This window comes from Mesorhizobium kowhaii (assembly GCF_003253745.1).
Classification (GTDB): domain Bacteria; phylum Pseudomonadota; class Alphaproteobacteria; order Rhizobiales; family Rhizobiaceae; genus Mesorhizobium; species Mesorhizobium kowhaii.
Genome location: NZ_MZXV01000032.1, coordinates 65579 through 87998 on the forward strand (window position 1 = coordinate 65579; position 22420 = coordinate 87998).

The following is a 22420-nucleotide window of genomic DNA, read 5'->3' on the forward strand; positions in this document are numbered from 1 at the left end:
GACCAGGCTCGCGAGCGCAATCCGAACGGAGAATTTCACCCGTGGCATGGACGAAGTCCCGGCCGCGCTGGGCAAGGTTTGTCGTTTCGGCAGCCACGCCAAGGCAAATGAGAGAGGATTCATCATGCTGATCTCCCAGATTCTCGACGACGCCGAGACCATCCGCGTCGTTGCCCGCAACGGCGGCAAGACCCGGATCATCAATGGCGCGCGCAGCGTCTATTCGCTGGCGATGGAGGCCGCCCGCACCGGCGTCGGCCTCGTCGCGCTGATCGAACGCAAGGGGCTCGGCGAGACAGTCGATCTCGATGCCGCCTACAAGAAGGGACGGCTGCTGTCGCCGATCAATCATCCCGATCCGGCGCATCTGCATCTGACCGGCACCGGACTGACGCATCTCGGCTCGGCCGCGACGCGCGATTCCATGCACAAGAAGCTCAGCGCCGACGGCGAGGAACAGCTGACCGATTCCATGAAGATGTTCCGTATGGGACTGGAGGGCGGCAAGCCTGCGAAAGGCCAGATCGGCGTGCAGCCGGAATGGTTCTACAAGGGCAACGGCACGATGGCGGTGGCGCCAGGGGCCGCACTCCTGTCACCGGCCTTCGCCAAGGACGCCGGCGAAGAGCCTGAAGTGGCCGGCATCTACGTCATCGGCGACGACGGCGCGCCGTTCCGCGTCGGCTTCACGCTGTCGAACGAGTTTTCCGACCACGTCACCGAGCGCGTGAACTATCTGTTCCTCGCCCATTCCAAGCTGCGCAACGCTTCGTTCGGACCGGAGATCCTGATCGGCGACTTGCCCGCCGACATCAGGGGCAGCTCGCGCATCTATCGCGACAACGAGGTGCTGTGGGAAAAGCCGTTCCTGTCGGGCGAAGCGAACATGTCGCACACCATCGCCAATCTCGAACACCATCACTTCAAATATGCCGCCTTCCGTCAGCCGGGCGACGTGCATGTGCACATGTTCGGCACGGCGACGCTGTCCTTCGCCGATGGCATCAACACCGAGGCCGGCGATTTGTTCGAGATCGAAGCCAAGGATTTTGGCCTGCCGCTGCGCAACCCACTCGAGATCGAGCAGCCGGTGAAGGTGGCGGTGAAGGCGCTGTGAGGCGCCAGCATTTCTCCTTCTCCCCCTGTGGGGTGAGCAGCCGGTTCGCCGAAGGCGAATTCATCGTGCCAGTGGCACGATGAAAGGCCGGCGAACGCCGGGACGCTGCGAAGCAGCGGGGGCCCGGCAGGGGATCGGCCGCCTCCCGGCCCTTCGCAGGCTCAGGGCGTTCGAAGCTCGAAAAGCCAAGCAATTGGCTTTTCGAGGCCTGCGGCCACCGCTTCTCACCCCACAGGGGGAGAAGGAAGAAGGCGCGGCCGAACCTCAATAAATATCGAAGTCGAAATACTTGGCCTGGATCTTCTTGTAGGTCCCATCGGCGACAATGGCATCGATGGCCGCGTTGAGCTTGTCGCGTAGCGCGGTGTCTTCCAGGCGAACGGCAATGCCGGCCTGGGTCTCCGTGCCCTTGACGTCACCGACCAGCTTGCAGCAGCCCTCGCTTGCCTTCTTCAGCCAGTCCATCAGCACGAACTTGTCGGAGAGCACGGCATCAAGACGGCCGTTCGTCAGATCGGTGATCGCTTCTTCCTGGGTCGGGTAGAGTTTCGCCTCCGCGCCCGCCTTGCCATAGACGTTCTGCGCATAGTCGGCCTGCGTGGTCGAAGCCTGGGCGCCGACCGTCTTGCCGGCGAGCGCCGCGGGTTCGGTCGAGGTGAGATCGGTATCCTTCGGCGCCACCAGCGCCAGAGGCGTCGTATAGTATTTGTTGGTGAAGGAGACCTGCTTCTTGCGCTCCTCGGTGATGCTCATCGAGGCGATGATGGCATCGAATTTCTTGGCCTGCAGGGCGGGAATGATGCCATCCCAGTCCTGGGTGACAATCTCGCACTCGACCTTCATCTGCGCGCATAGCGCATTGGCGATGTCGATGTCGAAGCCGACGACCTTGCCATCCGAGGTAATGGTGTTGAACGGCGGATAGGCGCCTTCGGTGCCGATCTTCAGTTTCTCCGCTGCCTGCGCCGACAGAGAGCCGGCCGCCATCACCAGCATGGCAGCACAAGCTGCCGATATGATCCATTTGGAAATCTGCATTTTCTTGGTTCCCCTTGAACGCCGGCATCTTGACGACCAGCAAGGCAGCCAAGCATGGCGAGCCAGCGCAGGCAAGCATATTGCCAGACGGCAATGGGAGGTCAGCGCGCGGCGCGGAAGTGCTTGGACAGCTTCAGGCCTTGCGCCTGGTAGTTGGAGCCGAGATCGGTGCCGTAGAGCGCCTGCGGCCGCTTCAGCATATGCTCGTAGACCAGCCGGCCGACGATCTGGCCATGATCGAGGATGAACGGCACTTCGTGGCTGCGCACTTCGAGCACCGCCCGGCTGCCGGTGCCGCCGGACGCCGAGTGGCCGAAGCCCGGATCGAAGAATCCGGCATAGTGGACGCGGAATTCGCCGACCAGCGGATCGAAGGGCGTCATCTCGGCAGCGTAGAGCGGCGGCACGTGCACCGCTTCCTGGCTGACAAGGATGTAGAATTCATCGGGATCGAGCACCAGCTCGCCGGCGCCGCTCTTGTGGATCGGCTCCCAGAAGTCGACGACCTCTTGTGCCGCGCGTTTGTCAACGTCGACAAGACCGGTGTGATGCTTGCCGCGATAGCCTACCAGGCCGTTCTGATCGCCGTTGAGATCGATCGACAGCGCGATGCCGCCGCCGGAGATGTTCGGCGGCTCGGTGGCGACCAGCATCTCGGCGCGATGCAGGTCATGCAACTCGGCTTCCGAGAGCAGCGCATTGCCGGTGCGGAACCGGATCTGCGACAGGCGCGAACCGGTGCGCACGACGATCGGAAAGGTGCGCGGGCTGACCTCGAGATAGAGCGGGCCATGATAGCCGGCGGCGATCTTGTCGAACTCGTGGCCGCGATCGGTCATGACGCGGGTGAAGATGTCGAGCCGACCGGTCGAACTTTTCGGGTTGGCCGAGGCCGAAATGTCCGCCGGCAATGCCAGGCTTTCAAGCAAGGGCACGATATAGACGCAGCCGGTCTCCAGCACCGCGCCCTCGGCAAGATTGATCTCATGCAGCTGCAGCCGGTCGAGCTTTTCCGAAACCTTGTGGTTGGGGCCCGGCAGGAACGAGGCCCGCACGCGCCAGGCCTTGTCGCCGAGCCGCAGATCCAGGCTCGCCGGCTGGATCTGGTCGGCATCGAACGCGCGCGGCGACTTCAGCGCGCCGGACTGGAACAGCGCCGAAATGTCCTGATCGGGAAGAATGCCTGTCTGCCGCAAGGCTCCACTCCTAGGCCAGGCGATTTTCTTGTCGCAGGTTCCTGCCGCAAAACCATGGAACAGTTTTGCGGCTTGGTACAAACCTCTTAATCAAGCCGGCAATTGACGCAAGCGTGGCGCGGGTCTAAAGGGTCGTTATCCCGTGGTGATTTGGCCGGTCGGCTTGCAGCCACGTTAAACAAGTCGCTAAAGGACCGTCGGGCCGCAAGGCCGTATGGACCGGTTGCGACTTTCGCGGCCGGTTTTTTTGTGTCTGGAACAAAAGCGATGAGCACCAAGAAGCGCAACTGGAAACCTCAAACAGCACTCGTGCATAGCGGAACCCTGCGTTCCGGTTTCGGCGAAACCTCCGAGGCGATGTACCTCACCCAGGGCTATGTCTACGAAACGGCGCAAGCTGCCGAAGCCCGCTTCAAGGGCGAGGAGCCGGGTTTCATCTATTCGCGCTATGCCAACCCGACCGTCGACATGTTCGAAAAGCGCATGTGCGCGCTCGAAGGCGCCGAGGATGCGCGCGCCACCGCGTCGGGCATGGCCGCAGTGACGGCAGCCCTTCTGTGCAGCGCCAAGGCCGGCGACCATATCGTGGCGGCGCGCGCGCTGTTCGGCTCCTGCCGCTGGGTGGTCGAGACGCTGGCGCCGAAATACGGCATAGAGGCGACACTGGTCGACGGCACCGACATCGCCAACTGGGAAAAGGCGGTCAAGCCGAACACCAAGCTGTTCTTCCTGGAAAGTCCGACCAACCCGACGCTGGAAGTGGTCGACATCGCCGCAGTTGCCGCGCTTGCCAATTCGATCGGTGCGCGGCTGATCGTCGACAATGTCTTTGCCACGCCCCTGCAGCAGAAGCCTTTGCAGCTCGGTGCGCACATCGTCGTCTACTCGGCGACCAAGCATATTGACGGCCAGGGCCGCTGTCTCGGCGGCGTCATCCTGTCGGACAAGAAGTGGATCGACGAGAACCTGCACGACTATTTCCGCCACACCGGCCCGAGCCTGTCGCCGTTCAATGCCTGGACGCTGCTGAAGGGCCTGGAGACGCTGCCGCTGCGCGTGCGCCAGCAGACGGAAAGCGCCGGCAAGATCGCGGATTTCCTGGCCGAGCGGCCGGAAATCGCCCGCGTCATCTATCCCGGCCGCGCCGACCACCCGCAGGCGGCCATCGTCAAGAAGCAGATGTCGGGCGGCTCGACGCTGATCTGCCTGGACGTCAAGGGTGGCAAGCAGGTGGCCTTCGCCTTGCAGAACGCCCTCGACATCGTGCTGATCTCCAACAATCTCGGCGATGCCAAGAGCCTGATCACCCATCCGGCGACGACGACGCACAAGAATTTGAGCGACGAGGCCCGCGCCGAACTCGGCATCGGGCCGGGCACGCTCAGACTGTCGGTCGGCCTTGAGGATACCGATGATCTGCTGGAAGACATCGAACAGGCGCTGAAGGCCAAATAAGGGACCTTTGGCTATCAGGCGCCGGACGGCGTCTCTTCCAGTTCGGCCGCCTTGGTGCCAATGGTCATCGCGTTGCCACGCCAGTCGACGGCGCCGCCGAGCCAGCCGCGCACCCACATCGCCGGCAGGATCATGTCGCGCACCAATATCGCCGCGACCATGCGCGGCGACAGGTGCCAGCCCTTGGACCCAGCCAGGGCGCATTCCGGAAGGTAGAAGGCCGCAAGCACGGCAATGGCGGTTGCCCAGAGGCTGACGCCGGCGGCCGACGCCGCAACCAGCGCAAGCACCAGCGGCACCACCGCGCCAGTCAGGATTTCGGGTGCGAAGAACAGCGGGAAGGTGACGCGGCGCAGGCGCGCCCAACGGGCCTGACGCGACCAGATCTCGTCAAACGTGCGCCGGCCGAGCGGCTGCTCGAAGGGCGCGGCGACGAGATTGACGCGCAGGCCAAGGCCATTGACCAGCTTGGTCGCGGCAGCGTCCTCGGCGATCTCGGCGGCCAGCGCACGGATGCCACCATTGGCATCCAGCATCGGCTTGTTCCAGAGCATGCTCTTGCCCTGGGCAAAGCCGAGCCCAAGCGCGTCGCCGGCATATTGCCAGCGCGCCTGCAGCGTGTTGAGGAAGGCGCATTCGACTTCGGCCCAGAAGCCGGCCGGCCGCGAGCCGATCGGCGTCGAGCAGACAAGGCCGGTGTCCGGCCGCCATGCGGCCATCAGGTGCTGGACGTAGTCTCTCGGCATCAACACGTTGGAATCGGCCAGGATGACCCAATCGTGGCGCGCGGCTTCCCAGCCCTTGACGCAATTGTTGAGTTTCGGATTGGCGCTGATGCGGTCGTCGCCGATCAACAGCCGAGCCGGCACCTTGGGGAAACGGGCAATGGCGGCGCGGATCAGCCTGACCACCGGATCATCGGCATGGGCGACGCAAAAGACCAGTTCGTAGCGCGGCCAGTCGAGCGAGAAGGCACGCTCCAGCGTCTCCTGTGTAAACGGCTCGACACCACGCGACGGCACGACGATCGACACCGGCCGCGGCTTGCCGGCCGGCGGCGCGATGGTGCGGCGGCGCTTCAGACGCGAAGCGGCGAGCAGGATGCTGGCGAGGTTTGAGAGGATGAGAGCAGCTGAAAGCGTGGCGGCTATGAGAGTGAGTTCCATCGAAATCCGGTCACTCCAGAAAAACCGGTCCGCATGACGACCGATTTCAACAGTTCGACAGAGCGCCCGAGTCGCGCGGCACTGGTCGGCGCACACCATCATTGTCGTGTGTCACTTAAATGACATTCTTTGCCGGCACCTGCCTTTGAGGCCGCAATGACAGGACGCGCACCGTTGACCAGTCCGCGCGGAGCGCCGAAAGTTACCGGATTGTTTTGGAGCCGCTTATGTACCGCGCCGTGACGCGCAACATCGAAGTGCAGGTCAGGCCGTTCTATCTGGAGGATCGCTCGGATCCGTCCGAGAACCGCTATGTCTGGGGCTATCAGATAACGATCGACAACCAGTCGGATGAGTTTGTGCAGCTGTTGTCGCGCTATTGGCACATCACCGACGGCACCGGCCGGGTCGAGGAGGTGCGCGGCCCCGGCGTCGTCGGCGACCAGCCCGAACTCAATCCCGGCGACAGCTATCAATACACGTCCGGCTGCCCGCTTTCGACACCGTCCGGCATCATGGTCGGGCACTACACGATGCGCAACAAGCGGGGCGAGACGTTCGACATCGCCATCCCTGCCTTCTCGCTGGACCTGCCGGGCACGCGGCGGACGGTGAATTAGTTTCGCCTTACCGGCAGCGAAGCAGCCGGTAAGGCGTGTTTTTCCCTACTGGGCCACCGTAAATTCCGCAGGGTCGAAGTCATATTGCTTCGAGCAGAATTCGCAGGCGACGTGGATGCCGCCGTCTTCGGTGCTGTCCTTGATCTCCTGCGCCGAGAAGCCCTCGAGGATGCCGCGGATCTTGTCGCGCGAGCACGAGCACTGGTCGGCGACCGGAACGCCGCCGAAGACGCGCACGCCATGCTCGTGGAACAGCCTGTAGAGCAGCCGCTCGGCGCCGATCGTCGGGTCGATCAGTTCGGTCGGCTCGATGGTGCCGAGCAATGCCAGCAGCTCCTGCCAGGAATTGTCGGCCGGATCGTGGATCTCCTCGCGCGGATCACCAACGCCGCCCGGCAGGTCCGGAACGCGCATGCGTTCGGGCGACTGAGGCAGGAACTGCGCCAGGATGCCACCGGCGCGCCACTGCTCGCGGGCGCCGCCGATGCCGGGCGTCAGCAACTTGGCCACAGAGAGCCTGAGATCGGTCGGGATCTGCTCCGACTGGCGGAAATAGGTGCGGGCCGCATCCTCCAGCGTTTCGCCGTCGAGCTGGACGATGCCCTGGTAGCGCTGTGTATGAGCGCCCTGGTCGATGGTCAGCGCCAGCACGCCGCTGCCGAGCAGCGTCTGCTGAGACGTTTCGCCTGCCGCGACCAGCGCCTCCAGCCGATCGGCATCGAAGCGCGCATAGGCGCGCAGTGCCGAAGGCGTGGAAAAATCCGCCACCAGCATGTCGATCGGCCCGTCGGTGCGGGTCTGCAGGATGAACTTGCCCTCGAACTTCAGCGAGGTGCCGAGCAGCACAGTCAGCACACAGGCTTCCGCCAGCAGGCGGGCGACCGGCTCGGGATAGTCGTGACGGGTGAGGATAGCGTCGAGCATCGGCCCGAGCTGAACGGTGCGGCCGCGCACATCGAGCGGGCCGACCTCGAAGGGCACGACGTGATCGTCGCCGGCGTAGCCGAATTCGCCGAGTTTGGGGTGATGTTCAGTCACTTGATAGGTTTCCAACATGACAAAGCTCCAGGGCGCGGCCATGCCGCCCTGGAGGGCGCATGCTTCGAAACGCGCTTGATTTGCGTGATGCGGCGCAGATAGGCATCACACCCCCAGAGATCAAGCGCCGAGACACCAGGCGAGTACGGCCTTCTGCGCATGGAGCCGGTTCTCGGCCTCGTCGAAGACCACAGAATGCGGCCCGTCAATGACCTCGTCGGTCACTTCCTCGCCGCGATGCGCTGGCAGGCAGTGCATGAACAGGGCATCCGGCCTGGCCTTCGCCATCAGCTTGGCGTTGACCTGGTAGGGCGAAAACACGTTGTGACCGCGGGCGCGATGCTCCTGGCCCATCGACACCCAGCAATCGGTGACCACGCAATCGGCCTGGTCGACGGCTTCCTCGGGCGAGCGGGTGAAGTGCAGCTTGCCGCCATGCGCCTGCGACCAGTCGATATGCTTCTGCGCCGGCTCGCTGCCTTCGGGTACGGCGACGTTGAGGTTGAAGCGGAACCGCGCCGAGGCTTCGAGCAGCGAATGCAGCACATTGTTGCCGTCGCCGGTCCAGGCGATGGTCTTGCCGGCGACCGGACCGCGATGCTCCTCGAAGGTCATGATATCGGCCATCAGCTGGCAGGGATGGGTGTCGTCGGTCAGTCCGTTGATGACCGGAACGGTGGCGTTCTCGGTCAGTTCCAAAAGCCGCTCATGCGAGGTGGTGCGGATCATGATCGCGTCGACGTAGCGCGACAGCACCTTGGCGGTGTCGGCAATGGTCTCGGAGCGGCCGAGCTGCATCTCGGTGCCGGTCAGCATGATGGTTTCGCCGCCGAGCTGGCGCATGCCGACGTCGAAGGACACGCGCGTGCGCGTCGACGGCTTGTCGAAGATCATCGCCAGCACCTTGCCTTCGAGCGGCCTGGTCCGCTCGCCAGCCTTGAGGCGAGCCTTTCGCACCACCGCATCGTCAAGCATGAAGCGCAGATCGCCTTCGGAAACGGCGGAAAGATCGGTGAAATGGCGAACTGACATCAGCAATGGTTCCGGGATTACTTCGCGGCGGCGGCGGCGATCGCCTCCGCCAGGCCCTTGGCGCCGGCGCGGATGCGGTTGAGCGCGTCGTGGATCTCGGCATCGGTGACAGTGAGCGGCGGCAACAGGCGAATGACGTTGTCGCCGGCCGGAACCGCCAGCAGGTGCTGGTCGCGCATTGCCATGTTCACCTTGGTGTTGGGCATCGCGCATTTGAGGCCGAGCATCAGCCCGGTGCCCCTGATGTCCTCGATGACCTCGGGAAACTCGTCGGCGACCGCCGCCAGCCCCTGCTTCATCAGCAGCGCCTTGCGCTGGACATCTTCCAGGAAGCCGTCTTCCAGCACCACGTCGAGCACGGCGTTGCCAACCGCCATGGCCAGCGGGTTGCCGCCGAAAGTGGTGCCATGCACGCCGGATGTCATGCCAATGGCCGCTTCATCCGTGGCAAGGCAGGCGCCCATCGGGAAGCCGCCGCCAATGCCCTTGGCGATCGCCATGATGTCGGGCGTGACGCCGGACCATTCATGCGCGAACAGCTTGCCGGTTCGGCCGATGCCGCACTGGACCTCGTCGTAGATCAAGAGCAGGCCGTGCTGTTCGCACAACTGCCGGAGCCGCTTCAGCGATTGCGTCGGCACCGGGCGGATGCCGCCCTCGCCCTGTACCGGTTCGATCAGGATCGCCGCGGTCTCTGGCGTGATCGCCTTTTCGGCCGCATCGATGTCGTCGAAGCCGACCTGGTCGAAGCCCTCGACCTTGGGTCCAAACCCTTCAAGGTACTTGTATTGACCGCCCGCCGCGATGGTCGCCAGCGTGCGGCCGTGGAAGGCACCTTCGAAGGTGATGACGCGGAAGCGTTCAGGATGTCCCTTGACGAAATGGTAGCGCCGCGCCGTCTTGATCGCGCATTCCAGCGCCTCGGCGCCGGAATTGGTGAAAAACACCTTGTCGGCGAAGGTGGCGTCCGCGAGCCGCTCGCCGAGCCGGCTTTGACCCGGAATCTCGTAGAGATTGGAGACATGCCAAAGCTTTGCGGCTTGCTCGGTGAGTGCGGCGACCAGATGCGGATGGCTGTGGCCCAACGAATTGACGGCGATGCCGCCGGCAAAATCGAGATATCGCTCGCCCTTGTCGGTAACCAGCCAGGTGCCTTCCCCGTGGTCGAAGGCCAGGGGTGCGCGAGCAAAGGTCTCGTAAAGCGCCGAACCGCTCATTATATGCGTCTCCGGTACCGGAAAATCAAAAAAGCCGCCCAAGCGGCGGCCTTTGCGGCTTATCGTGTTTTTCGGCCATGAAGTCAACGAAAACGTCGCGTAGTGCCCCGCGGCAAGCCCCCTGACGCAACGCCGGCTCATGAGCGACCGGGCAAGTTGGGGAAAACCGAAAAAACCGATTCGTGTTGCCCTTGGGACTCTTGTCACCGAGTCAGCGCATAGAGTAGTTGTAGTCGAGAAATAACTAGATTTCGTGCGGCGGACCTAATCACCAGATATATGTGGTGTCTGCCCCGGCAAATGTTGCCGGGTCGGGAGTGGATTCCGATTGCCGCACGCTTAGCAGGAGCGCGGTCTCATGAACTGGACTGACGAGCGGGTAGAACTTCTCAGAAAACTGTGGTCGGAGGGTCTGAGCGCAAGCCAGATTGCTGCGCAGCTTGGAGGGGTCAGCCGCAATGCGGTCATCGGCAAGGTGCACCGGCTGAAACTGTCGGGCCGCGGGCGATCGACCGCCACGCCGGCACGCCAGAAGAAGGCGGCGCAAGGATCGACCGTTCAGAAATCGGTGTCGCGCGCCGCAAGCGCCGTCCGTCATGTCACGACATCGATCGGCGCCACGGCGTTGCAGACGCAGTTCGACGCCGAACCGGTGGCACGCCACTACATCCGCCCAGTCGAGAATGTCGTGGTCCCGATCTCACGCCATCTGCAGCTCGTCGAGCTGACCGAGCGGACCTGCAAATGGCCGAACGGCGATCCGCTTTCGGAGGACTTCCATTTCTGCGGCAACGAAGCCGCCGAAACCGGACCCTACTGCAAGTACCACGCCCGCGTGGCGTTCCAGCCGGCATCGGAGCGGCGCCGGAACAGGTAGGACGTAACGGAATAGGGGAGTAAGGCAGTACGGCAGTAGGTGTGCGGAAAGTCGCGCTCACGAAATGCTGCCCTACTGCCCTCTCTTCACAGCCAGCCGTTCTTGCGAAAACGCCAGTAGAGAAACGAGCAGATCAGCGCGATCGTGGCCAGCACCACCGGGTAGCCGTATTCCATCTTCAATTCCGGCATGTCGTTGAAATTCATGCCGTAGATGCCGGCGAATGCCGTCGGCACCGCCAGGATGGCGGCCCATGAGGCAAGCTTCTTGGAGATCGCCGTTTCCTGGCTCTGGCCGACTAGGAGGCTGGCCTCGAAAGCAAACGCCAGCACCTCGCGCAGACTGTCGATCTTTTCCTGCACGGTGCGGATATGGTCGGTCACGTCACGGAACAGCGGATGCATGGCCGTATGGATCTGCGGCAGGTCGGCACTGGTCAGCCGGCGGCAGACTTCGACCAGCGGAAGTGCCGCATTGCGCAGGCGCAAAAGATCGCGGCGCAGCATGTAGAGCCGCTCGATGTCAGGACCGGTCATCGGCTTCAGCAGGACCCTGTCCTCGATCACCTCGACCTCGTCCTCGATCTGCTCGAGCACCGGCATGTAATTGTCGACGATGAAATCGAGAATGGCGTAGAGGACGAAATCCTCGCCCTTGGCCAGCGAATGCGGGCAGCTTTCCCAATGCTGACGAACGGCGGCGTAGGAGGTGGACGGGCCATGCCTGACGCTGACGATGTAGCCGCTGCCGACAAACAAATGGGTCTCGCCGAAGGTGACCCGGCCGTCGATCAGCTGCGCTGTGCGGGCGACGATGAACAAGGCGTCGCCATATTGCTCGATCTTCGGCCGCTGGTGCGGGTGCTCGGCATCCTCGATCGCCAGCTCATGCAGGTGAAACTGCGCCTGGACGCGAAGCAGCAGGTTGCGGTCGGGCTCGAGCAGGCCAATCCAGACGACATGACCGGATTTTTTTGCCCATTCGCCGGCTTCCTCGATTGGAATGTCGGCGATACGACGCCCGGCCGTGTAGACGCCGCAAGCGATAATGCCGGATGCCGGCGCAGGCGCCGGAGTCAGGTTCCGAACATTTTCCATCACAACCTCCCGAAGCCAATCCACGGACGAGGATACAGGAAAGCCCGGAAAGTCTAGCGCAATTCGGATGACGCTTCGAGAGTGTGACCGTTCAATTAACCGGCAGCGTCGCGGAAACGCTGATCTTGTCGGTCTTGTCGCCCTTCGGCCGCTCGGCCGGCATCTGCTCGCCGGTGACGATGTAGTAGATGGTCTCGGCGATGTTGGTGGCGTGATCGCCGATGCGCTCGATGTTCTTGGCGCAAAACAGCAGATGCGTGCACGGCGTGATGTTGCGCGGATCTTCCATCATGTAGGTCAGCAATTCGCGAAACAGCGAGGTGTACATGGCGTCGATCTGGTCGTCGCGGTCGCGCACGAAGCCGATCTTGTCGACCGAGCGCGATGCGTAGACGTCGAGCACTTCCTTGAGCTGGGTCAGCGCCAGGTTGGCCAGGGCCTCGAGGCCGCGGAACAGGCTGGTCGGCTGGCGTCCGTCGGTGACAGCTGCCACCCGCTTGGCAACGTTCTTGGCGAGGTCGCCGACCCGTTCGAGGTCGGCGGAAATGCGGATGGCGCCGACGATCTCGCGCAGGTCCGTCGCCATCGGCTGGCGCTTGGCGATGATGATGATCGCCTTGTCGTCGATTTCGCGTTGCCCTTCATCGAGCACGGCATCGTCACGGATGACCTTCTGGGCGAGGCCGGGGTCGGCATTGACGAGGGCGGCAACCGCCTGTTCGACCATACGCTCGGCATGGCCGCCCATCGCCGCGATGCGCTTCGACAGATATTTCAGCTCCTCGTCATAGGCGCTCATAATATGCACGGACTGCATGGCGAAATGCCTTCCCACGGAGTGTCTTGGTTTTGAGTCGTTTCCTCGAATCCCCGCTGATACGCTAGCCGGATGACAGAAAAAAGAAACGCTCCAGTGGAAAAATAGGGCAGTATCAGTGCGTCGGCAAATGAACCGAGAAGGCAGCGCCCTTGCCGAACTCGGACTTGATCGAAAGCCGGGCATTGTGGCGTGTCAGGATATGCTTGACGATCGACAGACCAAGGCCGGTGCCCTTCTGGGTGCGGCTGGTCTCGACATCGACGCGATAGAAGCGCTCGGTGATGCGCGGAATGTGTTCCTCGGGAATGCCGGGGCCAAAGTCCCTGATGGTCACGTCGATGCCTGGCTCCGAGCCGGCATCGCTGCGCGCGATCGACACCACGACGCGGCCACCCGACTGCCCGTATTTGCAGGCGTTTTCCAAGAGGTTCTCGAAAACCTGGAAGAGCTCGTCGCGATCCCCGGGAACATCAAGCGGCCCGTCGGCGTAATCCCGCTCGACGGCAACACTGTTTTCCCTGGCCAGCGGTCCGAGCGAATCGATGACGCTGTCGACTGTCTCACGCAGGTCGACCTCGGTGCCCGGCTTCAGATAGGGCTTCATCTCGAGCCGCGACAGCGACAACAAATCGTCGATCAGACGCGCCATGCGGCCGGTCTGGCTCTGCATGATCTGCAGGAACTGGTCGCGCGCCGCCGGGTCGTTGCGGGCCGGTCCGCGCAGCGTTTCGATGAAGCCGGCGATCGAGGCGAGCGGCGTGCGCAGTTCGTGGCTGGCATTGGCGATGAAATCGGCGCGCATGCGGTCGATCCTGCGCGCTTCGCTCTGGTCCTTGAACACCAGCACATAGAGATCTGTGCCGTGGCCGACCGAAGACGCGCTCACCCGGTAGGCCCGTTCGACCGGCAGCTTCTCCGTATAGTCGACGACGTCAGAGGCGACATCGCCCGACAGCACGCCGTCCAGCAGAGCCTGCATTTCCGGCGCCCGGAATTTTAGCGACAGCGACAGACCAGGCGCGATCCCGCCGAAGGCGGCGAAAGCGGCGGCATTGGCGTGGACGATGGTGGCGGTCCGGTCGAAGATGATCAGCGGGTCGGCGACGGCGGCCGCAAGATATTCGCCGGAGAGCCGTTGCAACCCGAATGCCTCGATCGCCGCGGCACTCTCGGCCGATTGGCGCGTGCCGCTGACCGGCAGCATTGCCGCCGCAAGCAGCAGCGCCAGCGCCGCAAGGACGATATATGCGGATATCGCGGCCAAGGCATACACAGCGAGAATCGCGACGACACCGGCGATCAGCAGCCAGCGGCTGTTCCACAGCCGGACGGCCAGGGCTTGCGCCGTGCCTTTCTGCTCTGCGTCCAGGTCAGCCATTTCGCTCGCGCGCCCGCACCCAATGCCTCGCACCCGACCAGTGACGGAAACTTCCGCTGGACCGGTCTAGCGCATGACCCAGAAAAATCGGAATCGATTTTCTGAAAGGATCATGCGCAAAATCAAAGTGCTGTAGTGGCTCCCAATAGCATGAGTCCGGAAGCAGGAAAGGGTTCGCCTCGATGAAAAAAGCCAAGGAAACTCCCGCCGCGCCGACTTCGGGTCCGCTGAAGATCAGGATCGACGGCAAGGAGCGGGAGTTCGATATTGAAAATCCCGTGCTTCCCGACTGGGTCGAGGACAACAAGCTGACCGCCGGCGATTACCCCTACGACAAGAAGATGAAAAGCGACGAGTATGACGAGACGCTCGAGAAGCTGCAGATCGAGCTGGTCAAGGCGCAGGCGTGGCTGCAGTCGACCGGCAAACGGGTGATGGCGCTGTTCGAGGGCCGCGACGCCGCCGGCAAGGGCGGCACGATCTTCGTGCTGCGCCAGTACCTCAACCCTCGTACCGCGCGCAACGTGGCGCTGACCAAGCCGACCCCGACCGAGCAGGGGCAATGGTACTTCCAGCGCTATGTCGACCATTTCCCGACATCGGGTGAGTTCCTCACCTTCGACCGCTCCTGGTACAACCGTGCCGGCGTCGAGCCGGTGATGGGGTTTTGCACGCCGCAGCAGCACGATCAGTTTCTCGACGAGACGCCGCATTTCGAACGGATGATCGCCAACGAGGGCATCCACTTCTTCAAATTCTGGCTGAACATCGGCCAGGAGACGCAGCTCGAGCGCTTTCACGATCGCCGCTACAGCCCGCTGAAAAGCTGGAAGTTCTCGCCGATCGACGTTGCCGGCATCACCAAATGGGACGACTACACCAAGGTCCGCGACACCATGTTCGAGCGCACCCACAAGGAATTCGCGCCGTGGATCATCGTACGGGCCAATGACAAGCGGCGCGCGCGGCTGGCGGTCATGCGGCGCATCCTCTTGTCGCTGCCCTATGACGGGCGCGATCTCGACATCATCGGCAAGGAAGACAAGAAGATCATCGGCGAAGGGCCGTCGTTTTTGAAAGAATAGGATGGCCCGCAAGAAACCAGGCCATGGCCTGGGAAAACAGGGCTGACGCTTTTGCGCCGCGCAGCCAGAGGCCGCGCGGCGATGCCTTTTTCCTCGTGACTCCCAGTCTAAGCCACCAGCCGGGCAATGCGCTGCAGGCGTCGCAGCGTGGTGTCATCCTGCAGCGCCTGCTGGAAGAGCGAAATCTCCTGATCGATACGGTCGCACAGCGCGCCGGTGTTGCCCTTGAGCAGGCCTCGCGTCGCCAGCAAGGCGGCGACCGGCTTCTTGACAAGTTGTCTCGCCCGGCCGAGGGCCGCTTCCTCGACGCTGCCGCCCGGCACGATCTCGGCGACGAGGCCGAGCGCCCTGGCGTCCTCGGCGCGAAGCGTGTCGCCGAGGCAGAAGAAGCGGAAAGCACCGGCATAGCCGAGTTTCTGCGGCGCCAGGATGCTGGTCGCCGCATCCGGGACCAGGCCGAAATCGACGAACGGCACCCGGAACGTGCTTTGATCGGATGCGATCACCATGTCGCAATGGAATAGGATGGTGCAACCGACGCCGACGGCATCGCCATCGACGCAGGCAAGGATGGGCTTTGGAAACGTCGCCAGCGTGCGAAACAGATCGGTGACGGCGGCGATCAGTTTCTGGTGCTTGGTGGCGTCGAGGAATTCGGAGAAATCGCCGCCGAGACAGAAGCAGCCTGCCAGGCCGCGCAGCACGACGACGCGCACCTCCTCATTGTCGGCGGCTTCATGGAAGGTCTTTGCCAGGCTTTCATAGGCTCTTCTGTCCAGCACCGGCCGGCCGTCACTAGACGATACGGTGACGATCAACGTGTGGTTGCGGAGTTCTGGTTGCGGATGGGGGCTCATGACGGTCTCCGATCTCACGACGCACGCCTTTGGCCGAGCATGTCGGGGTATCCCCTGGCCAGCACGGGAGCAAAATGATTGCGGCGCGAACGCACCACATCGAGCGTGTGCTCGTTGAAGGTAAGCAGGGTGGCTACGACCTGCTGGTTGCCATAGGTGCGCTGATAGCCCAGCGGGGTCGCCAGGAAATGCAGCTGCAATGCGCGCAGCACCCACATCGGCTCGAACTCGATGATCATCTGGTTGACGTTGCGCTTCAGTCCCCACTCGACGAAGCCGGCAATCAGCTCGGTGCCGACGGTCGACACACCGCGACGGCCGTCGCGGTAACCGGGAGCGACCGCATAGCGGGTCAACTCGTAGATGTTGGGACCGGAGGGCGGCGTCCCCTCAAAGAGGTCGGTCAGCACCTCGGTCAGAAGATGCCCGCGTGTCGTCGGCAAAAGCCTCTGGTAGCCTGCGACTTCACTGCCCCTGATGACGATTTGATGGACGGCTTCGTCATGATCGAACTGGTCGCATTCGAGCCCGTCGGGGCGCCTGAGATCATCCCACCCCATCTCCTCGACGAAGATCTTGTAGCGCAAGCGATGGACCGCCTCCCAAAGGTCGGGACGTTCCATCAATTCTTGGGTTGTGAGAGAAAAAAGCATTCCGTCATCTCCTGGTTTCAGAGGAAGATACGGCCGTGCTTCGATGAGAAAATTGCGTGATCGCGTAGGCTAGAGTTGCTAGGCCGGCACGGCCGACCTAGCTAATGTAGCCCCGCCTTATCGCTTCCGCGACGGCCTGAACCCGGTTGACGGCACCAAGTTTGCTTTTGGCGTTAAGAAGATGTTTCTCCGAGGTGTGTTCGGAGATGCCGAGGATTTGCGAAATCTCCCACTCGGACTTGCCGACGGCGGCCCATTGCAGGCATTCGCGCTCGCGCGGCGTCAATACGATGTGATCGATGGTGTTGCTCGCCATCGTGTGGAGCTGCATGGCGCGGCCGACCGCATAGGTCGACACCAGCGACACCAGGCCGAACTCGGCCGCCGACAATTCAACTGCCTCGCCGCCCAGCGACACCATGACGATCTGGCCGTCGAGCGTGATCAGCGGGAAGGCCAGTCCGTCGCGCAACTTGAACACGCCGGCATCGCCCATCACTTCGCCGCTGCTCTTGTCGATGCGGGCGCCCTGTGAGGCTTCGCGCCACTGGAACGGCGCCTGCAGCTGTTTCATATGGCTGACGACCGGGTCGTGATCGACATAGTTGCGCGCCACATAGCGCTCCAGCCATTCGACGGGCCAGTCGCAGAGAAGCACATGCTGCTTTTGCAGGCCGCTCGGCGTGCCCGGCTGCGGCACGGTTCCCGCCATCAGCGCGGTGAGGCCGAAATCCGACGTTATGCCCAGCAACGTTTCGCAGACTGCCGCCGCCGTTCCGGCGTGCTGCAGGTGGTCTATGAATTCCAGCGTGCGATCGAACTGACCCATCGCAACATCAACCCCATGTTGCTGCCTTATGCATTGCGACCAATGATGCGTGCTTCGTTTGCACTTCACCACCGACCACGGATTGCAAACCGCTTGTTTTCGGTCGTGGTTCTCGACCCTGGTCCCCCACCAAGGCAGCCACGGCTATTTGCAAATCACCTAAAGCATATCCTGAAATCGACGCGTTGAAATCAAAAAGCATTGTACCTGTGTCATTTTCGTACCAAAACCCTGCCAACACGACTGCGGCGGAGTTTTATCGTGGCGTTCCAGTGGAGGTTTTTGGCTCTTGCGTCGATGCTGATCGGAGCGCTGTCGGTCGCCGATGCCGCACGCGCCGCTGAGCCGCAGGTGCCGGTGCTGTGGGATGCCAAGGAGCGGCTGCCGAAGCCGGACCTTTCGGCACTGCCCCGGCTGCGCTTCCTGACGACCACGGATTTCCCACCCTTCAATTTCCTCGACGGCGCGGGAAAGCTGTCCGGTTTCCACATCGATTTGGCACGCGCCATCTGCGCCGAGCTTGGCATTGCCGAAAAATGCCAGATCCAGGCATTGCCCTGGGCAGAGCTCGAAGGCGCGCTGCAGAAAGGTGAGGGCGAAGCGATCATCGCCGGCATCGCCGCAACGCCGGAATCGCGCGCGACCTATGCCTTCTCGCGCTCCTACCTGCAGTTCCCGGCCCGCTTCGTCATGCAGAAGGGCAAGGCGCTGACCGAACCGGTCTTCGACAAATTGCGCGGCAAGCGTGTCGGCGTGCTAGCTGGCTCGGCGCATGAGCGCATGCTGCGCGACTATTTCAATACCGTTCAGATCGTCCCCTTCGACAGGCCGGAAGACCTCTATACCGATCTCAAGGCGGGCAAGCTCGACGCCGCCTTCGGCGACGGCATGCGCCTCGCCTTCTGGCTGGGCGGCTCGGATGCGGCAGGCTGCTGCCGCTTTGCCGGCGGCCCCTATCTGGCGCCCGAATATCTGGGTTCGGGCATGGCCATAGCCACCAGGGCGGACAATCCGGCGCTGGCCGCCGCGCTCGACTACGCGCTGCAGGAGATCTCGATGAAAGGCACGTTCGCCGAATTCTACCTGCGCTATTTTCCGGTCAGCTTTTTCTAGCCAACCGAAAGGCAGCGCCCTAGGTCAGAGTGCGCAGCCGCGCCTTGGCGGCACGGCCGATGGCGGCGACCGTCAGCGTGTCGAGATCGAGCTGACGCCGGATGAGCTGCAGCACCCGTACCTCTTCCATGCGCATCTCGAGATCGACAGCGGCCACCTCGAAGGCGGCGGCATAGGCAGTGTCGCGCAAGCGCTCGGGCAAGGCCTCGGCAACCCGCGCAAGAACGCCTTCCAGCCCGTCCTTTTCATGCAGCATCTTCTGACAGGCCTGGGCGACGCCGACCAGCCGGTCGTGGTTGAAATCCTCGAACACCGGCCAGGAGCGGACAACCTCGCCGATCCGGGCCAGTTCGACATCGGTCATGTCGCGATCGGAGGCCGAGGTGATGACCATCAGGTAGATCAGCGCTTCATGCGGCGTCGGCAACGACATTCTATACTCCTTGAACGGGCTCCGAAGGTAGGAACGCGGTATCTGCACCGCAAGGAAAAAGCGCTGCACGCGTTGACGCTCCGGCCATGCACGCCTAGAGACCGGTTGAAAAACCCCTGCTCCGGCCCCGCCTTCGAATGATTTGGGCCGGCGATCGATTTGGAAGACAGTGACTGATTTGGAAAACAGTGACATGGCGGGATCAAACATCATCGATCTCAATCCCGAGCTGCTGGCGGCTGCGACCGAAAGCAAGGCATGGCCGTTCGAGGAAGCCAAAAAGATCATCGAGCGCTACAAAGGCACCGACTTTCCCGAAACAATCCTGTTCGAGACCGGCTACGGACCGTCCGGCCTACCGCATATCGGCACGTTCGGCGAGGTGGCGCGCACGTCGATGGTGCGGCATGCCTTTCGCGTCCTGACGCAGGACAAGGTTGCGACCAAGCTGCTGTGCTTTTCCGACGACATGGACGGCATGCGCAAGATACCCGACAACGTGCCGGATCGCGCAGCGCTCGAGCCGCATTTGCACAAGCCGCTGTCGTCGGTGCCCAATCCGTTCGGCGATGACTATGCGAGCTTTGCCGATCACAACAACGCGATGCTTTGCCGCTTCCTGGACACGTTCGGCTTCGACTACGAGTTCGCCAGCGCGACGCAATATTACAAGTCGGGCCGTTTCGACGCGATGCTGCTGCGTGCCGCCGAGCGCTATGACCAGATCATGGCGGTGATGCTGCCGACGCTCGGACCCGAGCGGCAGGCGACCTACAGCCCATTCCTGCCGATTTCGCCGAAAAGCGGCCGCGTGCTTTACGTGCCGATGAAGCATGTCGACGCCAAGGCCGGCACCATCACATTCGACGATGAGGGCACCGAGACCACGCTTTCGATCACCGGCGGCAGGGTGAAGCTGCAATGGAAGCCGGATTTCGGCATGCGCTGGGCAGCGCTCGGCGTCGATTTCGAGATGTTCGGCAAGGACCACCAGACCAATGCGGTGGTCTATGACCGCATCTGCAACATTCTGGGTGGGCGCGCGCCGGAGCATTTCGTCTATGAACTGTTCCTGGACGAGAACGGCCAGAAGATATCGAAGTCGAAGGGCAACGGGCTGACCATCGACGAGTGGCTGACCTATGCGCCGACCGAAAGCCTCGGGCTCTATATGTACCAGCGGCCGCGGCAGGCCAAGAAGCTGTATTTCGATGTCATCCCGAGGGCCGTGGACGAGTATTACACCTTCCTTGCAGCCTATCCCCGGCAGGACTGGAAGGAGCGGCTGGGCAACCCGGTCTGGCATATGCATGACGGCAACCCGCCGGCCATCGACATGCCGGTGCCGTTCTCGCTGCTGCTCAACCTGGTCAGCGCTTCCAACGCGCAGAACAAGGATGTGCTGTGGGGCTTCATTTCGCGCCATACGCAAGGCGTGACGCCAAAGACGCATCCCGAGCTCGACCAGCTGGTCGGCCATGCGATCCGCTATTTCGACGATTTCGTGAAGCCGACGAAAACCTTCCGTCCCGCCGACGAGGTCGAGCGCGAGGCGCTGGCAGCCCTCGACACGGCGCTTGGCGCGCTGCCGGCTGACGCCAACGGCGAAGCGATCCAGAACGCTTCGCTCAACGTCGCGCGCAGGATCGAACGCTATCAGGATCATTCCAAGCAGAGCCCGGAGGGCGGCCCCGGCGTATCGGGTGCCTTCTTCCAGATGATCTACCAGGTGCTGATCGGCCAGGAGCGCGGCCCGCGCTTCGGCTCGTTCGCCGCGCTCTATGGCATTGCCGAGACGCGGGCGCTCATTGAGCGGGCGCTGGCTGGTCAGCTGGCCTGAGCACGCCGTCGACCTCTTCCAGGATCGAGCTCGGCGCCTGAGGCGCGGGGTTCGGTGCGGCCGGCATCGCCGGCATGCCGGCAAGGTTCGGCGCCGATCCGAAAATACCCTTTTTCGCCGTGCGTGCCTTGTCGCCGGCCTCGACATAGGGCCCACCCTTGGCGGCCCGAGCCCAGCCGTTTTCGACCAGCCATTGGCCAACATCCTGCTTGCCGATCCGGCATTCGGCGGCGATCAGGTCGCGACCACCCTCGGGCGGCACGGTGCAGACCACCGCGCGGCCGCGCAGGAAGGCGCGAAACGCCGTCCGCGCCCGGACGCCGCACGGCCAGGACTTGCCGTCATCGCTACAGGTCTCGTCCTGCCTGACGATGTCTATGCCGGACACCGCGACCGAATAGCCCTTCGCGTCGATCAGGCCGGCGGCCGGCGTAACCGGCTGGAACAGCTTTGTCCCGTTCCAGTCGTCGGGCATTTTCGGCTTGGGCGGCACGGCCAGCGCCATCTTGCTCAACGGCGCGCGCGGCTCGACACGCTCAAGCCCCTCGGCAGGCAGTTCCGGTGGCGCGACAATTTCGGGATCGATCGCCCTCGAATGTGACGGCGGCTTTGGCGGCTGCGGAGCGGCTATGGCAGATGTGGCCGGCTCTCCGGGCACCGTCTCGGCGCCCTCCTGCGAGATCGCATCGGCGCCCGGATCAACCTGATCCAGCGTGACCACGCTCTCACGTCCCTTCAGAGTGCGACCGCCAGCGACGACCATGGCCGCCATCACCGGGACCATCAGAACCGCCAGGGCAAGATGAGGGAGCCGCACCTGCCGGACCTATTGGCTTGCCCAGACAATCCGCGCCACCCATTCGACATCGCGCATGGGAATGTCGCGGTCTGGATGATCGGGATTGAGCGAGACCAGTGCAATCGACTTGACGGTCTGGCGCTCGAGCACCTTGGCCATCACTTCGCCGGCGGTTGTCTTGACGACGACGCGATCGCCCTTGCGGGTGATGGCGCCCGGCTCGACGATGAGAACGTCGCCATTGCGGTAAAGCGGCAACATGGAATCACCTTGCACCTGCAGCGCATAGGAGCTCTCGGTCGATTGCGCCGGCAATTCGACCAGGTCCCAGCCTTGCCCGGCCGGAAAGCCGGCATCGTCGAAGAAGCCGCCGGCGCCGGCCTGGGCAAAGCCGAGCAACGGCACGGAGCGCCTGCGGGCGACCGATGCGACCTGGACGGATCCGGCCCTGCCTTCGATCAGGCTGGTGAATTCGTCGAGCGAAGCGCCCGTCGCCTCGATGATCTTGGCCAGCGATTCGGTCGAAGGCCAGCGCGGCCGGCCATCCGACGACAGACGTTTCGACTTGTTGAAGGCGGTCGAATCGAGCCCCGCGCGCCGGGCCAGGCCCGAAGCCGACAGCGAATAGCGCTCGGCGAGAGCATCGATGGCAGCCCAGACACGGTCATGCGAGAGCAATCTCGCTCTCCTCGAAACAGGAAAAAATACCTTCCCCGTTCTAACCCCGGGCCACCATCTTGTCCACAGTCCAAGGGCTGGC

The 22420-nt window shown here is 63.1% G+C and carries 22 protein-coding genes and 1 riboswitch; of the genes, 7 read left to right on the forward strand and 15 right to left on the reverse strand.

Annotated features, from left to right (window positions below):
• Positions 1 to 124 precede the first annotated feature (124 nt).
• A complete protein-coding gene (gene araD1, locus B5V02_RS13200; RefSeq protein WP_111545376.1) occupies positions 125 to 1117 on the forward strand; it encodes an AraD1 family protein in 993 nt (330 codons plus the stop codon).
• A gap of 264 nt (positions 1118 to 1381) precedes the next feature.
• Here araD1 and B5V02_RS13205 read toward each other — a convergent pair whose 3' ends face one another.
• On the reverse strand, positions 1382 to 2155 hold the full coding sequence (locus B5V02_RS13205) for an ABC transporter substrate-binding protein (RefSeq protein ID WP_111544616.1): 774 nt from the start codon (positions 2153 to 2155) through the stop codon (positions 1382 to 1384).
• A gap of 101 nt (positions 2156 to 2256) precedes the next feature.
• Positions 2257 to 3351, reverse strand: coding sequence for a 2'-deoxycytidine 5'-triphosphate deaminase (locus B5V02_RS13210; RefSeq protein ID WP_111545377.1), 1095 nt, complete (start codon positions 3349 to 3351; stop codon positions 2257 to 2259).
• 132 nt (positions 3352 to 3483) lie between these two features.
• Positions 3484 to 3561: riboswitch (SAM riboswitch) on the forward strand.
• Between the two features lie 57 nt (positions 3562 to 3618).
• Between B5V02_RS13210 and B5V02_RS13215 the strand changes: the two genes are divergently transcribed.
• Entirely contained in the window at positions 3619 to 4806 is a 1188-nt protein-coding gene (locus tag B5V02_RS13215) for an O-succinylhomoserine sulfhydrylase (RefSeq protein ID WP_111544617.1), read from the forward strand.
• Positions 4807 to 4820: 14 nt separating this feature from the next.
• Here B5V02_RS13215 and B5V02_RS13220 read toward each other — a convergent pair whose 3' ends face one another.
• On the reverse strand, positions 4821 to 5972 hold the full coding sequence (locus tag B5V02_RS13220; protein WP_111544618.1) for a ceramide glucosyltransferase: 1152 nt from the start codon (positions 5970 to 5972) through the stop codon (positions 4821 to 4823).
• A gap of 227 nt (positions 5973 to 6199) precedes the next feature.
• Here B5V02_RS13220 and apaG point away from each other — a divergent pair, with 227 nt between their 5' ends.
• A complete protein-coding gene (apaG, locus tag B5V02_RS13225; protein ID WP_095084266.1) occupies positions 6200 to 6592 on the forward strand; it encodes a Co2+/Mg2+ efflux protein ApaG in 393 nt (130 codons plus the stop codon).
• Between the two features lie 45 nt (positions 6593 to 6637).
• Here apaG and B5V02_RS13230 read toward each other — a convergent pair whose 3' ends face one another.
• The 3 genes from B5V02_RS13230 to B5V02_RS13240 all read right to left on the reverse strand — a co-directional run bounded on the left by B5V02_RS13230 (position 6638) and on the right by B5V02_RS13240 (position 9879).
• Complete coding sequence (locus tag B5V02_RS13230; protein ID WP_111544619.1) at positions 6638 to 7672, reverse strand: Hsp33 family molecular chaperone; 1035 nt, start codon at positions 7670 to 7672, stop codon at positions 6638 to 6640.
• 78 nt (positions 7673 to 7750) lie between these two features.
• Complete coding sequence (gene argF, locus B5V02_RS13235) at positions 7751 to 8662, reverse strand: ornithine carbamoyltransferase (RefSeq protein WP_111544620.1); 912 nt, start codon at positions 8660 to 8662, stop codon at positions 7751 to 7753.
• A gap of 17 nt (positions 8663 to 8679) precedes the next feature.
• Positions 8680 to 9879, reverse strand: a complete 1200-nt coding sequence (locus B5V02_RS13240; RefSeq protein WP_111544621.1) for an aspartate aminotransferase family protein — start codon at positions 9877 to 9879, stop codon at positions 8680 to 8682.
• 358 nt (positions 9880 to 10237) lie between these two features.
• On the opposite strand from B5V02_RS13240, the gene B5V02_RS13245 reads away from it, so the two are divergent.
• The gene (locus tag B5V02_RS13245; RefSeq protein ID WP_111544622.1) at positions 10238 to 10756 is read left to right on the forward strand and encodes a GcrA family cell cycle regulator; all 519 of its coding nucleotides are present in this window, start codon (positions 10238 to 10240) and stop codon (positions 10754 to 10756) included.
• A gap of 86 nt (positions 10757 to 10842) precedes the next feature.
• On the opposite strand, the gene B5V02_RS13250 is transcribed toward B5V02_RS13245, so the two are convergent.
• The 3 genes from B5V02_RS13250 to B5V02_RS13260 all read right to left on the reverse strand — a co-directional run bounded on the left by B5V02_RS13250 (position 10843) and on the right by B5V02_RS13260 (position 14051).
• Entirely contained in the window at positions 10843 to 11853 is a 1011-nt protein-coding gene (locus B5V02_RS13250) for a magnesium and cobalt transport protein CorA (protein ID WP_111544623.1), read from the reverse strand.
• Positions 11854 to 11944: 91 nt separating this feature from the next.
• Positions 11945 to 12670 carry a phosphate signaling complex protein PhoU gene (gene phoU, locus B5V02_RS13255; RefSeq protein ID WP_111544624.1) on the reverse strand — a complete coding sequence of 242 codons (726 nt, stop codon included), beginning with the start codon at positions 12668 to 12670 and terminating at the stop codon, positions 11945 to 11947.
• Between the two features lie 115 nt (positions 12671 to 12785).
• On the reverse strand, positions 12786 to 14051 hold the full coding sequence (locus B5V02_RS13260) for an ATP-binding protein (RefSeq protein ID WP_111544625.1): 1266 nt from the start codon (positions 14049 to 14051) through the stop codon (positions 12786 to 12788).
• Between the two features lie 182 nt (positions 14052 to 14233).
• Between B5V02_RS13260 and ppk2 the strand changes: the two genes are divergently transcribed.
• Entirely contained in the window at positions 14234 to 15136 is a 903-nt protein-coding gene (ppk2, locus tag B5V02_RS13265; protein WP_111544626.1) for a polyphosphate kinase 2, read from the forward strand.
• 107 nt (positions 15137 to 15243) lie between these two features.
• On the opposite strand, the gene B5V02_RS13270 is transcribed toward ppk2, so the two are convergent.
• The 3 genes from B5V02_RS13270 to B5V02_RS13280 all read right to left on the reverse strand — a co-directional run bounded on the left by B5V02_RS13270 (position 15244) and on the right by B5V02_RS13280 (position 17475).
• Positions 15244 to 15993: an enoyl-CoA hydratase-related protein gene (locus B5V02_RS13270; protein ID WP_111544627.1), complete on the reverse strand. Its 750-nt coding sequence runs from the start codon at positions 15991 to 15993 to the stop codon at positions 15244 to 15246.
• A 14-nt stretch (positions 15994 to 16007) separates the two neighbouring features.
• The gene (locus B5V02_RS13275) at positions 16008 to 16646 is read right to left on the reverse strand and encodes an acyl-homoserine-lactone synthase (protein ID WP_111544628.1); all 639 of its coding nucleotides are present in this window, start codon (positions 16644 to 16646) and stop codon (positions 16008 to 16010) included.
• A 97-nt stretch (positions 16647 to 16743) separates the two neighbouring features.
• Entirely contained in the window at positions 16744 to 17475 is a 732-nt protein-coding gene (locus tag B5V02_RS13280; protein WP_111544629.1) for a helix-turn-helix transcriptional regulator, read from the reverse strand.
• 261 nt (positions 17476 to 17736) lie between these two features.
• On the opposite strand from B5V02_RS13280, the gene B5V02_RS13285 reads away from it, so the two are divergent.
• The gene (locus B5V02_RS13285; protein ID WP_111544630.1) at positions 17737 to 18588 is read left to right on the forward strand and encodes an ABC transporter substrate-binding protein; all 852 of its coding nucleotides are present in this window, start codon (positions 17737 to 17739) and stop codon (positions 18586 to 18588) included.
• A gap of 19 nt (positions 18589 to 18607) precedes the next feature.
• Here B5V02_RS13285 and B5V02_RS13290 read toward each other — a convergent pair whose 3' ends face one another.
• Complete coding sequence (locus tag B5V02_RS13290; RefSeq protein WP_167458486.1) at positions 18608 to 19021, reverse strand: tellurite resistance TerB family protein; 414 nt, start codon at positions 19019 to 19021, stop codon at positions 18608 to 18610.
• A gap of 193 nt (positions 19022 to 19214) precedes the next feature.
• Between B5V02_RS13290 and B5V02_RS13295 the strand changes: the two genes are divergently transcribed.
• On the forward strand, positions 19215 to 20861 hold the full coding sequence (locus tag B5V02_RS13295; RefSeq protein ID WP_111544631.1) for a lysine--tRNA ligase: 1647 nt from the start codon (positions 19215 to 19217) through the stop codon (positions 20859 to 20861).
• On the opposite strand, the gene B5V02_RS13300 is transcribed toward B5V02_RS13295, so the two are convergent.
• Positions 20827 to 21678 carry a thermonuclease family protein gene (locus tag B5V02_RS13300; protein ID WP_425374392.1) on the reverse strand — a complete coding sequence of 284 codons (852 nt, stop codon included), beginning with the start codon at positions 21676 to 21678 and terminating at the stop codon, positions 20827 to 20829. The two genes, B5V02_RS13295 and B5V02_RS13300, sit on opposite strands and share 35 nt — an antisense overlap.
• Positions 21679 to 21687: 9 nt before the next feature.
• The gene (locus tag B5V02_RS13305; protein WP_111544633.1) at positions 21688 to 22338 is read right to left on the reverse strand and encodes a S24 family peptidase; all 651 of its coding nucleotides are present in this window, start codon (positions 22336 to 22338) and stop codon (positions 21688 to 21690) included.
• Positions 22339 to 22420: the final 82 nt, after the last annotated feature.